This is a genomic window from Sphingomonas benefaciens, assembly GCF_052907485.1.
Genome location: NZ_JBREIC010000002.1, coordinates 159403 through 172399 on the forward strand (window position 1 = coordinate 159403; position 12997 = coordinate 172399).

The following is a 12997-nucleotide window of genomic DNA, read 5'->3' on the forward strand; positions in this document are numbered from 1 at the left end:
GACCGATCCCGCATGATCCATCCCGCGATTCCCGTTTCGCTGCTGGCGCTCGCCGCCCCGGCCGTCGCCGCCGTGGGCGACGATCTCGGCGGCCTTCAGCTGGCGCAGGTGACGATCCACGAGCGCATCGTGATCCGTGTCGGCCCGTCGGCCCCGCCGCCCCGCGCCGTCACCGTGACGCCGAATCGCTGGAAGGAAAAGAAGGGGCCGAAATGCATCGCCATCGCCGATCTCGGCGGTGCGCTGGTCAGCGGGGCCGGCATGCTCGACCTGGCGCTCACCGGCAACCGGCGCATCCGGGCCAAGCTCGGCGACGATTGCCGGCCGATGGATTTCTATGCGCGCTTCTACCTGAAGCCGGCGGCGGACGGCCAGGTCTGCGCCGGCCGCGACGTGCTCAGCATGCGATCCGGGCTGACCTGCGAGATCAAGGCGTTCCGCAAACTGGTCGCCGTGCGGTGAGTGCAGCGCGGGGGTCGTGAACGAGCGTCCGGCTGTGGGGGGAAGCGGAACAGCGGCTTCTGGCAGGCTGGTTGCGATAGAAGACGTCGGCTCGCTGCCCTCGCTAGAAAGGGGCGGGTAGTGGAAAAAAGTCTCGCTCGTCTCTTAGCCGACCGGCCGCTGCATCAGCTCTACCGTGATATGATCGGGGCCTGAAACATAGGCCACAAGCGTTCCTTTGCGTGGACCACCGGCGATCGGCAGGGGACTACCCTTGGCCTTCCATCCGGCTGCCTCGACTCGGGAAATGGCCGCATGGATATCCTTTACGGTCAGCGCCAAATGTGCCGCTCCGATCGAACCCGCGCTGGATGGCACCACCCCGTTCCGGCGGCCGTTCGAATATTGCAACAACTCAACCACGTAACCGTCTGGCGCTCTGACAATCGCCGTCTTTACGCTGGGATCATCGACGCCTGTCACCTGATGCAGGAACTCGCCTCCCATTTCCGATTGCCGCTCTAGCGTGAAACCGAGCGCTCCCGTCCAAAACCGGATGGCTTCGCTCAAGGACGACACGGCGAAGCCCGTGTGGTCGACGGCAATCACATTTGCGGCGTCATTCATGGCTGTCCTTCCAATGGGTCGTTCTTGCGCTGTCTGGGCCTGCGCCCCGGCTGCGACCGCCACCAGCAGCACGGCGAACATGATCTTCATGGTGACGTTCCATGCCCCAAATCTACTGTTGAGGAGAAATCTGGCGCGGGGAGCTAGCTCTAACCACCGCGCGCAACGAGCGACTGTTGTCTGGAAAGGAGATCGTCAGCCTGAGCGTCCGGCGTTGGGCGCACACGGCCTGTTCACTGCCGTGATTGAGCAACCGGCGTTCTCACGGAGCTATCCGGCTTGCACTACATCTCCCATGAGGTTGCCCTTGATCCTAGCCGTTGCGTTGCCCTCCAGTACGACATCGCCCATCACGTTGCCGCGAAGCTCAAGCCGACAGCCAGGACGCACGGTGACATCGCCCATGACGTTGCCCCGCAGCACCGTATCGGCCTCTAGGGTGATCGGACCTTCGACGTTGCCGCGGACGACCTGCATCTTGATGCCCCTTGCTGCCCCGCTCCTCGATGGAACGCTTGGTGCACTCAATCGACGCCGACGACTTTGTTTCCAAAGCTGGGGTCGGGTACGCACTGTTGGCTTACCGGCATTTCAAGGTCAGCCCTCAGCCGTAGAATCTGCTCCAGGCCAAACGCGAATGCTTGCCGTTGGGCGTTGGCGCGCATTCCGGGCCTTGCAACACGACGTAACGTCATCGCGGCACGCGCCGCACTGTCCTACATGGCCCGGCTCTGTCATCACCCTGATCGCCCATCGAGTCGACCGCGACTTCTCATGACGAAGAGCAAGAGCCCGCACCGCAACCTACCCGCGCAACGAAGTTGCATGGCGAAGATCGTTTTCGTCCGTTTCAGGTGTCAATTGTGTCAAGACTCGCGGCCGACGCCGAGCCTCGTCTTCGGCTGCCCGCCGGGTTTCCTTGACTTTTACGCCCAAATCCGCAAGCGCGCGGGGGCGACGTTGCAGCGCGGCGGCCACCCCTTTGTCTGGCGCGCCCTTATCCGGACATTTGCATGAGCTTTGCCGATCTCGGCCTTTCCGACGAACTCCTGAAGGCGGTCAACGAGGCCGGCTATTCGGAGCCGACCCCGATCCAGGCGAGCGCCATCCCGTCCGTGCTGATGATGCGCGACCTGATCGGCATCGCCCAGACGGGGACGGGCAAGACCGCCGCCTTCGTGCTGCCGATGATCGACATCCTCGCCCACGGCCGCAGCCGCGCCCGCATGCCGCGCTCGCTGATCCTCGAGCCGACGCGCGAACTCGCCGCGCAGGTCGCCGAGAATTTCGAGAAATACGGCGCCGGCCACAAGCTCTCCATGGCCCTGCTGATCGGCGGCGTGTCGATGGGCGATCAGATCAAGGCGCTTGAAAAGGGCGTCGACGTGCTGATCGCGACGCCGGGCCGGCTGATGGACCTGTTCGGTCGCGGCAACATCCTGCTGACCGGCTGTTCGATGCTGGTCATCGACGAGGCGGACCGGATGCTCGACATGGGGTTCATCCCCGATATCGAGGAGATCTGCACCAAGCTGCCCAAGCAGCGCCAGACGCTGCTCTTCTCCGCGACGATGCCGCCGCCGATCAAGAAGCTGGCGGACAAGTTCCTCGACAATCCCAAGACGATCGAGGTCGCGCGGCCGGCGACGACCAACACCAATATCAAGCAGTTCCTGGTGCCGGTGCCGGGGTCGTCGTTCAAGAAGCGCGACGCGCTGCGCCAGCTGCTGCGCCGTGACGATGTCACTAATGCGATCATCTTCTGCAACCGCAAGACGACGGTGCGCGAGCTGAACAAGAGCCTGAAGAAGCACGGCTTCCGCTCGGGTGAGATCCATGGTGACATGGAACAGCCGCAGCGGCTCGCCGAGCTCGACCTGTTCAAGAAGGGCGAGATCAACATTCTCGTCGCGTCCGACGTCGCGGCGCGTGGGCTCGACATCAAGGGCGTCAGCCACGTGTTCAACTTCGACGCGCCCTGGCATCCCGACGATTACGTCCACCGGATCGGCCGCACCGGCCGCGGTGGCGCGACTGGCACCGCCTACACGCTGATCACCGCCGAGGATGCAGAAAATATCGAGAATATCGAGAAGCTGACCGGGCAGAAGATCGACCGGCTGGCGCTCGACACCGGTGACGACGGCGACGACGAGGCGCCCCGCGCCCGGGCCCCGCGTGATGGCGAGCGTGGTGGCAACCGGAGCGAGCGCGGTGCGCGGCGTGGTGGCCGCGCTGCCGAAGCGACTCCCCGCCCCGCCGAGGCGCGGCGCGACGAGCGTCCGCGCGGCAACGATCGGCGCCCGCGCCGCGAGTCCCACGACGACAACACTGAGTCGGATTGGAACGGCGGCTGGAACGGGCCGATCCCCGACTTCCTGTCGGTGTCGCTCGCGGTCGGCGCGCCGGTCGAGGACTGAGGCTGAGGCGCGATGATCGAACTGGTTCCGGCCGAGCCGATCAGCCTCGCCTCGCCCTGCGTCAACATCTGCACGCTGGACGCCGCCACCGGCTGGTGCCGCGGCTGCGGCCGGACGATCGGCGAGATCTCGAACTGGAGCGCCAAACCGGCCGAGGAGCGCCGGGCGATCCTCGCCGCGCTGCCGGCGCGCATGCGGGCGCTCGGCCAGCCCAACCTTTAGCCGGTCGGCAACCGGACCCTCCGCCGCTCGTTACGCTGGCGAAAGGGAGATGGCATGATGAAAGCGCGCTGGCTGATCGCACCGCTCGCAATCTGGGCGAGCCAGGCGCAGGCGGAAAAGGATTTTTGCGCCGACCGGCCCGGCAAGAGCAATCCGACCTGTACGCTCGATGCGGGGAAGGTGCAGGCCGAAGCGAGCCTGATCGACTGGTCGCACAGCCGCGACAGCGACACGATCGAGGACGAGACGCTCGTCGGTGATCTGCTCGTCCGTTACGGCCTGACGCGCAGCACCGAATTGCGCGCCGGATTCACCAGCTACGGCATCGACAGGACGCGCGACCGCCATTCCGGCGAGATCGACCGGCAGACGGGCAGCGGCGACCTGACCTTGGGCGTGCGCCAGAGCCTGCGCGACGGCGGTCCGTCGCGCGGCGCGGCGATCAGCCTGCAACCGTTCGTGACGCTGCCGGTCGGGCGGACGCCGATCGGCGCCGGCACCTGGGGCGCCGGGGTGATCGTGCCGGCGCAGGTCTTCCTGTCCAAGGCCTGGTCGATCACCGTCGATCCCGAAGTCGATGCCGCGCCGAACGAGGACGGCGCCGGCCGCCACCTCGCTTATGCGATGGTCGCCAATCTGCGCTGGAAAGCCACCCAGTCGCTGCAGCTGGCCGGCGAGACCTATGTGCGGCGCGACGACGATCCCGGCGGCCACGAGACCAAGGCCTCGTTCGATGCGACCGCCGCCTATCAGCTCGGCAAGAACGCCCAGATCGATGTCGCCGCCTATGCCGGGCTCAATCCCGCCACCCCGCGCTGGCAATTGCTGCTCGGCGTCGCGCAGCGGTTCTGACGCGCGGTCAGGCGGTCGCCGGCGCCGACGCCTGGGCCGCGGCGATCAGCCCGTCGTCGATCTCCGCCGCGCGGCGATAGGCGGGCCGCTCGGCGAGACGGGCGATATAGCCGGTCATCGCTTCGGTCTTCGGCAACAGGCCGAATTGCGTGTACCACATCGCCGCGGACCCGACGAAGACGTCCGCCGCGGTGAACCGATCACCGGCGATATAGGGATGGCGCGCCACCGCCCCGTCGAACACGGTCGCAGCCAGATCGAAATGGCCGTAGCCCGCCATCCGTTGCTGGTCGCTGTTCGGCTCGAAGTTCATCGAGCGGTTGGTCACCGCCGCCTCCAGTGGGCCCGCCGCGAAGAACAGCCAGCGGTAATAATCGGCGAGCTCGTCCGGCTGCGGTGCCAGATCGGCCACCGGAAAGGCCGCCGCCAGATACGCGCAGATCGCCGCTCCCTCGGTCACCACCTTGTCGCCATGGCGGATGGCCGGCACCTTCATCATCGGATTGATCGCGCGATAATCGTCGGCCTTCATGCTCGACGCATAATCGAGCACCACCGTATCATAGGGCGCGCCGACCTCTTCCAGCATCCAGCGGGCGATGCGCCCGCGCGACTGCGGATTGGTGTAGAAGGTCAGCGCCGCCATCGTTCGTCTCCCAGCGATTCGTTTGCGAACGAATGTGGAACATTCCCGAAGCGGCGCGTCAATCCCGAAGCAATGCAAAAGCTTGGGTCAGAGCGTCCGCTTGAACAGGTCGAGCATCCGGCCCCAGGCGCGCTCCGCCTGCGACTGATTGTAGACGCGGCTGTCGATCACGCACCAGCCGTGCATCGCCCCCTTGTAAACCTCGATCTCCGCCGGGCGCTTGGCCGCGGCGAAGGCGGCACGCAACGCTTCCTTGTCGCCGGGGCTGCGCGCATCGTCATTCTCCGCAATGGCGATCAGATAGCTGCCGCGCAGCTTTGGCGCGAGGCGGTGCGGACTGTCCGGCGTATCGGTGACCAGCTGGGCCCCGTGGAAGGAGGCGCCGGCGTGGACCCGCGCCGGTTCCGCTGTGGCGGTGCGCAGGACGAAGGGGCCACCCATGCAATAGCCTGCCGTGCCGAGCGGCCGCTTGGTATCGACGCCGGGCTGACGATCGATGAACGCGACGAAGGCATGCGCGTCGGCCGTCACTGCCGCCGGCGTCAGCTTCTCGCGCCACGGCATGATCCGGTCGCGCACCTGCGGCTGGTCGAACGATTCGCCTTCCTTCAGGAACGGCGCCTTGGTCGAACGGTAGAACTGGTTGACGACGAGAACGGCATAACCGCTCTGCGCCAACCGATCCGCCATCTGTCTGAAAGCCGGTCGCAAGCCCATGATGTCCGGCCACATCACCACGCCCGGGTGACGACCGCTCGTCGGCGCGGTGAAATAGGCGTCGCATTGGCCGTCGGGCGTCGCGATCGTCACGTCGCGGCCCGTCGCCGGCAGCGCATCGGCGGCGACCGGCAGCATCATCGCCAAGCCGGCGACGCCGGCCGCCGCGCCGAACTGGCGGCGCGACAGATGATGGTCGTTATCCTCGGCGGTCCATTCGTCGCACATCGCGCCTCTCCCGATCGGTTGTGGCGCCAGGCTAACGCAGGATAGGGGCGACGCCTAGCTCTTCCGGCTCAGCGGTCGCCGAACAGCGCCCGCGCCTCTGCCTGCGCGTCGGTCTCGCCCTCGACACCGCCGCGGGCGGCCGCCTCGCGCTCGGCACGGAGCGACGCGATCAGCGCCTCGCGATCGCCCTCCAGCCGGGTATCCTGCGGCGCCGGCTCGGTACCCGCCGCCTTGGCGGCCTTGGCTACCGCCGCGTCGAGTTCGCGCTGCGACGTCAGGCCGAGCGTCACCGGGTCCTTCGGCGTGATGTTGGCGATGTTCCAGTGGCTGCGGTCGCGGATCGCGGCGATCGTGGTGCGCGTCGTGCCGATCAAATTGCTGATCGCGCCGTCGCTGATTTCCGGATGGTTGCGGATGATCCAGGCGATGCCGTCCGGCTTGTCCTGGCGCTTGGACACCGGCGTGTAGCGCGGCCCCTTGGTTCGGCGCACCTGCTCCGGCCCCTTGGTCATCTTCAGGCGGTACGCCGGATCGGCCTGCCCCTTGTCGATCTCGTCCTGAGTCACCTCATGGGCGCGGACGGGATCGCGACCGGTCAGCTTGGTGCCGGCGGTATCGTCGGCGATCGCCTGGACTTCGAGGATGTGCAGCCCGCAGAAGTCGGCGATCTGATCGAACGACAGCGAGGTGTTGTCGACCAGCCAGGAAGCGGTCGCATGAGGCATGAGCGGCTGGGCCACGGGATTTACTCCGTCGGAAATAAATAGGGCCGCCCCATCACGGAGCGGCCGTCACAATGGCCCGATGTACTGTGCGTGTGGCCGAATGGCAACTGGCGTACGATTTGCGGCACCTGCGTTGACCGAACTGTCACAATTCTCGACTATGCGACGCTCGATCACCGCATATCGTGTTCAGGGAGTTTGATAAAATGACCGTCCTCAAGGGCCTGCTTGCCGCCGTTGCCGGCACTGCGCTTCTCGCCGCACCGGTGGCCGCCTCGGCCGCGCCGACGACCGGCAACCCGGCCGCCAGCCTCTCGGTCGCGCGCGCCGCGGCGCCGGCCGCCGGCAAGAGCAAGATCGGCGCATCGGTGCCGACCGCGACCCTCATCAGCATCGGCGTGCTTGCCGCACTGGTCGCGATCGTGCTGGTCGCGACGGATGGCGGCGACAATTCCGCCAGCAACTGATCGATAGCGCCGTCACGGCATGAAATTGGGCCTCGCGGCGTCGATCCGCGGGGCCCTTTTCTTGGCTTCGCGAGCCCGCCAACTCTAGCGATCGGGCAAGCGGCCCAGCGGCAGCAATTGCGAGGCGAGCTTGCGGGTCGCGGCGGGGTCGTCGCTGCGCAGCGATGCCAATATCGCCACCGCGCCGCGCTGCATCAGCCGGTCGAGCGGCGTCACCACGCCGGCGCGCGCCGCCACTTCCGCCAACTGTCGCCCGCGCGGGTCGGCAGGATCGGCCTGTAGCCGCAGCAACGCGGCCAGTCCCGGGAACAAGGCGCGATCACCCCCCAGCGCCACCGCCCGGTCGAGCGCGGCGAACGCGACCGGCTTCTGCGCGCCCAGCAAGGCACGACCGACCATCCGGCCGACCTTGGCGATCGCCCCCATATGCCAGGCGCCGAAACCCAATTGCGCCTCAGCATTGCGGGGATCGCGGGCGACCAGCGCCTCGAACGCGTGGCGTGCGCCCACCGCGTCGGTGCGGCTGCCGGTCAGCTTGGCGCGATACCCCAGCGCCGTTGCCTGCATCAGCAGCGCTTCGCGATCGCCCGGGTCGCGGCGTAGCTGCGCGCTGGTCAGCGCCTGCGCCTGCATGACCTTCTTGAGCGCATCGTCGGGATCGCGATCGGCGAAGGACGCCTGGGTCAGGATCTCGCGCGCACTTTGCGCGGCGCAGGGGCAGGATACCGCCATCGCGACCAGAGTCGCCCCCAACCGCCAGGGCCGCATCCCCTCTCCTCTTCTTGAACCGTCCGTCAACGCACCGCACCACGGTTCGATCCGGTCGCGAAATGACCTTGTGCCGATCCGGTCAGAGCGTCAGCACGATCTTGCCGACATGGTCGCCCGCTTCCATCCGGGCATGGGCCGCCGCCGCCTCGCCGAGCGGATAGATCTGGTCGATCACCGGGCGCAGCCGCCCCGCCTCGACATGCGGCCAGACGTGGCGGTGGATCTCGTCGGCGACCAGCGACTTGAACGCCGCATCGCGCGGACGCAGCGTCGATCCGGTCAGCGTCAACCGGCGGCGCATGATCTCGAACAACGGCACGGTGGCGTGGGCGCCGCGCTGCACCGCGATCGACACGTGCCGGCCGTCCTCGGCAAGGCAGGCGATATTGCGCGGGACATAATCACCGCCGACCATATCGAGCACGATGGCGACACCGCGCCCGTCGGTGATCCGGCGCACCTCCTCGACGAAATCCTGCTCGCGATAGTCGATCGCATGGTCCGCGCCTAGTTCCAGCGCCCGCGCGCATTTGCGGGCGTCGCCGCAGGTGACGATGACGGTCAGGCCGAACAGCTTGCCGAGAGCGATCGCGGTGGTGCCGATGCCGCTGGTACCGCCATGGACCAGCACCGTGTCGCCCTGGCTGGCGAAGGCGCGTTCGAACAGATTGGTCCAGACGGTGAACAATGTCTCCGGCAGCGCGGCCGCCTCATACATTTCCAGCCCGTCGGGGACCGGTAGGCACTGACCCGCCGCGACAGTGGCGAATTCGGCATAGCCGCCGCCGGCGAGCAGGGCGCAGACGGGCTGGCCGACAGAGAGCGTGTCCACCCCCTCGCCCAATGCGGCGATCGTGCCGGCGACCTCCAGGCCGGGGATCGACGGCGCGCCCGGCGGCGGGGGATAGTTGCCCTGGCGCTGCAGCACGTCGGGCCGGTTGACCCCCGCCGCGGCGACGCGGATCAGCACCTCGCCCGCGCCCGGTTGCGGCACTGGCCGCTCGACCAGCCGCAACACCTCCGGCCCGCCGGGCTCGGCCGGATCGATCGCCTGCATCGTCTGGGGAAGATCGCTCATCCGGTCGCATCCTATTGGTGGGGCGGCCTTCAGCTTATTGACATCGCACGGCCGCGGGTCAACGTTGCCGGGATCATGGAACTGGACGACCGCCCATCTCGTCCCAATGACGCGCTTGCCGAACTGCACCGGCAGGATCTCGATCCGCTGTCGGTCGCCGAGCTGGAGGCGCGGATCGCCGCGCTGTCCGCGGAGATCGAGCGGACCCGGACGCATATGCAACGCGCCGTTGACCACCGCGCAAGCGCCGACGCCTTATTCCGGCGATGACGCAGCCGGGTATCGCCCCCGCCGGTCGCAACCGGCATCGGCCCGTTACCCGGATGGTTGATGGAACGCCCCATAATACCGACATTGGTGGAAAGGGCCCGGCGATCCACCGTGGCCCGACTGGAGTAAGCTGAATGCCATCCTTCGCCCCCGCGCTCGAGACCACGCTGCACAAGGCGCTCGAGGCCGCGTCGTCCCGCCGCCACGAATATGCGACGCTGGAGCATCTGCTCCTGGCGCTGATCGGCGACGAACATGCGTCGAAAGTGATGGAGGCCTGCAACGTCGATCTCGGCGATCTGAAGACCACCGTCGCTCATTATCTCGATACCGAACTCGATGCGCTGAAGGTCGATGCCGCGACCGACCCGTCGCCGACCAGCGGGTTCCAGCGCGTCGTCCAGCGCGCCATCCTGCACGTCCAATCGTCGGGCCGCGACGAGGTGACCGGCGCCAACGTGCTCGTCGCTCTGTTCAGCGAGCGCGAGAGTTATGCCGTCTATTTCCTGCAGCAGCAGGACATGAGCCGTCTCGATGCGGTCAGCTTCATCAGCCACGGCGTCGGCAAGGGCGCCCAAGCCAACGAGGCGACGCCCCCGAAGGGTGCCGAGGAGGAAAAGCCGAAGGTCGCCGCCGACAAGGGCAAGGGCGAAAGCGCGCTCAAGCAGTTCACCGTCGATCTCAACGAGAAGGCGAAGATCGGCAAGGTCGATCCGCTGATCGGCCGCGGGCCGGAGGTCGACCGCACGATCCAGATCCTGTGCCGCCGCAGCAAGAACAACCCGCTCTATGTCGGTGATCCCGGCGTCGGCAAGACCGCGATCGCCGAAGGGCTGGCGCGCAAGATCGTCGAGGGCGAGGTGCCCGACGTGCTCAGGGAAGCCGTCATCTACAGCCTCGACATGGGCGCGCTGCTCGCCGGTACCCGCTACCGCGGCGATTTCGAGGAGCGGCTGAAGGCGGTCGTCAACGAGCTGGAGAAGCTGCCGCACGCGGTCCTGTTCATCGACGAGATCCACACCGTGATCGGTGCCGGCGCGACCAGCGGCGGTGCGATGGACGCGTCCAACCTGCTCAAGCCGGCGCTGTCGGGCGGCACGATCCGCTGCATCGGCTCGACGACCTACAAGGAGTTCCGCAACCACTTCGAGAAGGATCGCGCGCTGCTGCGCCGCTTCCAGAAGATCGACGTCAACGAACCGACGATCGAGGATACGATCAAGATCCTCGCCGGCTTGCGCTCGGCGTTCGAGGAGCATCACAGCGTCAAATACACACCCGACGCGATCAAGTCGGCGGTGGAGCTGTCGGCGCGCTACATCAACGACCGCAAGCTGCCCGACAAGGCGATCGATGTGATCGACGAGGTCGGCGCGATGCAGATGCTGGTGCCGCAGAACAAGCGCAAGAAGACGATCACGGCGCGCGAGATCGAGGCGGTGATCGCGACGATGGCGCGCATCCCGCCGAAGTCGGTCAGCACGGACGACAAGAAGGCGCTGGAGACGCTGGAAACCGATCTGAAGCGCGTGGTGTTCGGCCAGAACGGGGCGATCGAGAAGCTCGCCGCCGCAATCAAGCTGTCCCGTGCGGGCTTGCGCGATCCGGAAAAGCCGATCGGCAACTATCTGTTCACCGGCCCGACCGGCGTCGGCAAGACGGAGGTCGCCAAGCAGCTGTCGGCGATCCTCGGCATCCCGCTCCAGCGGTTCGACATGTCCGAATATATGGAGCGGCATTCGGTCAGTCGATTGATCGGTGCGCCTCCCGGCTATGTCGGCTTCGACCAGGGCGGGCTGCTGACCGACGCGGTCGATCAGAACCCTCATTGCGTGCTGCTGCTCGACGAGATTGAGAAGGCGCACCCGGACCTGTTCAACATCCTGTTGCAGGTGATGGACAACGGGCGCCTGACCGACCAGCACGGCAAGACGGTCGACTTCCGCAACGTCATCCTGATCATGACGACCAATGCCGGCGCCGCCGACATGGCGCGCGAGACGGTCGGCTTCGGCAACCTCACCCGCGAGGGCGAGGACGAGCAGGCGGTGCAGCGGATGTTCTCGCCGGAATTCCGCAACCGGCTCGATGCGATCGTGCCGTTCGGCTATCTGCCGACCGAGGTGGTGGCGCGGGTGGTGGACAAGTTCATCCTCCAGCTCGAGCTGCAGCTGGCGGATCGGCAGGTCCATATCAACCTGGATGATGCGGCCAAGGCGTGGCTGACTGAAAAGGGCTATGACAAATTGTACGGTGCCCGCCCAATGGGTCGTTTGATCCAAGAGAAGATCAAGCAGCCGCTCGCCGAGGAATTGCTGTTCGGCAAGCTGGTCCACGGCGGCGAGGTGACGGTGAAGATGAAGGACGGCGCCTTGTCCTTCGCGATCGAGCCGGCCGCGCCGAAGAAGCCGCGCAAGAAGGGCAAGCCCGAGGCGGTCGACGCCAAGTAGGGCGTCTCTTCCCACAGGCTGATGGCGAAGCGGATCGGACTCGATGGAGTCCGATCCGTTTTCGTTTCCGCGGCACTCGTCCCCGCCGTGAAAGAGGGGGCAATACAGCTTTGCCTTAGACGATTAACCAGTCGGCGGACATGACGCCATCATGCCCCTCAGGCGCTAGGGCAGTGCGCAGGGCCCCCAGCAGGGCTGGCAGCGCCTGGGTGAAGGCATAGGGCGGGTTGATGATGAAGAGCCCCGCACCGTTGTAGATGCCGGGCTGATCCTCGTCGTACAACCAATGCTCGACCGTCAGAAACTTGGGGATGCCAAGCTTCCGCAACTGTTCTTTCCACCGCAAATGTGTCGCGCGGTCTTTCAGCGGATACCAGATCACCGTCACGCCGTGCCCCCATTTGCGGTGCGCCATGCCCAGCGTGGCCGCGATGCGGGCGCGTTCGTCCGTTTGCTCATAGGGCGGGTCGACCACCACCACGCCGCGTGCGGTCCGCGGCGGCACCATCGCCAGCCAAAATTCATAGGCGTCCCGCTCGTGCACGGCGGCGGGTGTGCCGCGCATCTCCCTGCGCAGGGTATCGGCGTCTTCGGGATGTTTTTCATTGAGGATCAAAAGATCCTGCGGGCGCAGAAGCTGCGCCAGCACGCGCGGCGACCCCGGGTAGAGACGCGGCTCGGCCGCGTCATTCACCGCCCGCACGGCAGCGCGATATTCGTCCAGCAATGGGTTGGGGTCAGCAGCCGCCCGTACCACGCCGTGGATCGATTCACCCGTGCGCTGGGCAGCCTCGCCGTAGAGGTCGTACAGCCCGCAACCGGCATGCGTATCGATCAGGGTCAGCGCACCCTGTTTCAGTTGCAGGGCACGCACCAGCGCGATCAGCAGGGCGTGCTTGACGACGTCGGCGCTGTTGCCGGCGTGGAAGGAATGGCGATAGTTCACTGCAATCTCAAATCCCGTTGCTCCGCCTGATACGCTGGCGGCGATCGATGCGGGCGCCCCCGCCGGCCTGGAATCACCGACACGGGTCGAGTGCCGCTAGCAGGCCAAGTTCTCCAAGGCATTGTCGCGTTCGGCCA

At 66.6% G+C, this 12997-nt stretch carries 15 protein-coding genes; 7 read left to right on the top strand and 8 right to left on the bottom strand.

The window, feature by feature from the left end; translation table 11 throughout:
- Positions 1-12: 12 nt before the first annotated feature.
- Positions 13-462 (top strand): hypothetical protein, encoded by a 450-nt coding sequence (locus ACU5AX_RS09280; RefSeq protein ID WP_446690645.1) that lies wholly within the window; start codon positions 13-15, stop codon positions 460-462.
- A gap of 144 nt (positions 463-606) precedes the next feature.
- On the opposite strand, the gene ACU5AX_RS09285 is transcribed toward ACU5AX_RS09280, so the two are convergent.
- Entirely contained in the window at positions 607-1158 is a 552-nt protein-coding gene (locus ACU5AX_RS09285) for a VOC family protein (protein WP_446690646.1), read from the bottom strand.
- 180 nt (positions 1159-1338) lie between these two features.
- The gene (locus ACU5AX_RS09290; protein ID WP_446690647.1) at positions 1339-1545 is read right to left on the bottom strand and encodes a hypothetical protein; all 207 of its coding nucleotides are present in this window, start codon (positions 1543-1545) and stop codon (positions 1339-1341) included.
- Between the two features lie 536 nt (positions 1546-2081).
- Here ACU5AX_RS09290 and ACU5AX_RS09295 point away from each other — a divergent pair.
- The 3 genes from ACU5AX_RS09295 to ACU5AX_RS09305 are packed head-to-tail and all read left to right on the top strand — an operon-like array spanning position 2082 to position 4562.
- Positions 2082-3488 (top strand): DEAD/DEAH box helicase, encoded by a 1407-nt coding sequence (locus ACU5AX_RS09295; RefSeq protein ID WP_446690648.1) that lies wholly within the window; start codon positions 2082-2084, stop codon positions 3486-3488.
- Between the two features lie 12 nt (positions 3489-3500).
- Positions 3501-3710, top strand: a complete 210-nt coding sequence (locus ACU5AX_RS09300; RefSeq protein ID WP_446690649.1) for a DUF1289 domain-containing protein — start codon at positions 3501-3503, stop codon at positions 3708-3710.
- 54 nt (positions 3711-3764) lie between these two features.
- Complete coding sequence (locus ACU5AX_RS09305) at positions 3765-4562, top strand: transporter (protein WP_198353593.1); 798 nt, start codon at positions 3765-3767, stop codon at positions 4560-4562.
- Positions 4563-4569: 7 nt separating this feature from the next.
- On the opposite strand, the gene ACU5AX_RS09310 is transcribed toward ACU5AX_RS09305, so the two are convergent.
- From ACU5AX_RS09310 to ACU5AX_RS09320, 3 genes are all read right to left on the bottom strand, one after another.
- Positions 4570-5208: a glutathione S-transferase family protein gene (locus ACU5AX_RS09310; RefSeq protein WP_446690650.1), complete on the bottom strand. Its 639-nt coding sequence runs from the start codon at positions 5206-5208 to the stop codon at positions 4570-4572.
- Between the two features lie 87 nt (positions 5209-5295).
- Positions 5296-6153 (bottom strand): dienelactone hydrolase family protein, encoded by an 858-nt coding sequence (locus tag ACU5AX_RS09315; protein ID WP_446690651.1) that lies wholly within the window; start codon positions 6151-6153, stop codon positions 5296-5298.
- Between the two features lie 68 nt (positions 6154-6221).
- Positions 6222-6893: a cell cycle transcriptional regulator TrcR gene (locus tag ACU5AX_RS09320; RefSeq protein ID WP_332837948.1), complete on the bottom strand. Its 672-nt coding sequence runs from the start codon at positions 6891-6893 to the stop codon at positions 6222-6224.
- Between the two features lie 191 nt (positions 6894-7084).
- Between ACU5AX_RS09320 and ACU5AX_RS09325 the strand changes: the two genes are divergently transcribed.
- Positions 7085-7345: a hypothetical protein gene (locus ACU5AX_RS09325; protein WP_446690652.1), complete on the top strand. Its 261-nt coding sequence runs from the start codon at positions 7085-7087 to the stop codon at positions 7343-7345.
- A gap of 84 nt (positions 7346-7429) precedes the next feature.
- On the opposite strand, the gene ACU5AX_RS09330 is transcribed toward ACU5AX_RS09325, so the two are convergent.
- Together ACU5AX_RS09330 and ACU5AX_RS09335 are read right to left on the bottom strand one after the other, a co-directional pair.
- Positions 7430-8113 (bottom strand): hypothetical protein, encoded by a 684-nt coding sequence (locus tag ACU5AX_RS09330; protein ID WP_446690653.1) that lies wholly within the window; start codon positions 8111-8113, stop codon positions 7430-7432.
- A gap of 82 nt (positions 8114-8195) precedes the next feature.
- Positions 8196-9194 carry an NAD(P)H-quinone oxidoreductase gene (locus ACU5AX_RS09335; RefSeq protein WP_446690654.1) on the bottom strand — a complete coding sequence of 333 codons (999 nt, stop codon included), beginning with the start codon at positions 9192-9194 and terminating at the stop codon, positions 8196-8198.
- Between the two features lie 75 nt (positions 9195-9269).
- Here ACU5AX_RS09335 and ACU5AX_RS09340 point away from each other — a divergent pair, with 75 nt between their 5' ends.
- Entirely contained in the window at positions 9270-9464 is a 195-nt protein-coding gene (locus tag ACU5AX_RS09340) for a DUF1192 domain-containing protein (protein WP_446690655.1), read from the top strand.
- Between the two features lie 134 nt (positions 9465-9598).
- Complete coding sequence (clpA, locus tag ACU5AX_RS09345) at positions 9599-11914, top strand: ATP-dependent Clp protease ATP-binding subunit ClpA (RefSeq protein ID WP_446690656.1); 2316 nt, start codon at positions 9599-9601, stop codon at positions 11912-11914.
- A gap of 115 nt (positions 11915-12029) precedes the next feature.
- Here the strand turns inward: clpA and ACU5AX_RS09350 are convergent, their stop codons facing one another.
- Positions 12030-12860, bottom strand: coding sequence for a 23S rRNA (adenine(2030)-N(6))-methyltransferase RlmJ (locus tag ACU5AX_RS09350; protein ID WP_446690657.1), 831 nt, complete (start codon positions 12858-12860; stop codon positions 12030-12032).
- Between the last annotated feature and the right edge of the window lie 137 nt (positions 12861-12997).

What these genes read in the sequence shown, in the direction of transcription:
- ACU5AX_RS09290 (WP_446690647.1), bottom strand. Translation starts at nt 1,545, where the DNA reads ATGCAGGTCGTCCGCGGCAACGTCGAAGGTCCGATCACCCTAGAGGCC.
- ACU5AX_RS09310 (WP_446690650.1), bottom strand. Translation starts at nt 5,208, where the DNA reads ATGGCGGCGCTGACCTTCTACACCAATCCGCAGTCGCGCGGGCGCATC.
- ACU5AX_RS09285 (WP_446690646.1), bottom strand. Translation starts at nt 1,158, where the DNA reads ATGAAGATCATGTTCGCCGTGCTGCTGGTGGCGGTCGCAGCCGGGGCG.
- ACU5AX_RS09315 (WP_446690651.1), bottom strand. Translation starts at nt 6,153, where the DNA reads ATGTGCGACGAATGGACCGCCGAGGATAACGACCATCATCTGTCGCGC.
- ACU5AX_RS09335 (WP_446690654.1), bottom strand. Translation starts at nt 9,194, where the DNA reads ATGAGCGATCTTCCCCAGACGATGCAGGCGATCGATCCGGCCGAGCCC.
- ACU5AX_RS09325 (WP_446690652.1), top strand. Translation starts at nt 7,085, where the DNA reads ATGACCGTCCTCAAGGGCCTGCTTGCCGCCGTTGCCGGCACTGCGCTT.
- ACU5AX_RS09280 (WP_446690645.1), top strand. Translation starts at nt 13, where the DNA reads ATGATCCATCCCGCGATTCCCGTTTCGCTGCTGGCGCTCGCCGCCCCG.
- ACU5AX_RS09300 (WP_446690649.1), top strand. Translation starts at nt 3,501, where the DNA reads ATGATCGAACTGGTTCCGGCCGAGCCGATCAGCCTCGCCTCGCCCTGC.
- ACU5AX_RS09340 (WP_446690655.1), top strand. Translation starts at nt 9,270, where the DNA reads ATGGAACTGGACGACCGCCCATCTCGTCCCAATGACGCGCTTGCCGAA.
- ACU5AX_RS09305 (WP_198353593.1), top strand. Translation starts at nt 3,765, where the DNA reads ATGATGAAAGCGCGCTGGCTGATCGCACCGCTCGCAATCTGGGCGAGC.
- clpA (WP_446690656.1), top strand. Translation starts at nt 9,599, where the DNA reads ATGCCATCCTTCGCCCCCGCGCTCGAGACCACGCTGCACAAGGCGCTC.
- ACU5AX_RS09330 (WP_446690653.1), bottom strand. Translation starts at nt 8,113, where the DNA reads ATGCGGCCCTGGCGGTTGGGGGCGACTCTGGTCGCGATGGCGGTATCC.
- ACU5AX_RS09295 (WP_446690648.1), top strand. Translation starts at nt 2,082, where the DNA reads ATGAGCTTTGCCGATCTCGGCCTTTCCGACGAACTCCTGAAGGCGGTC.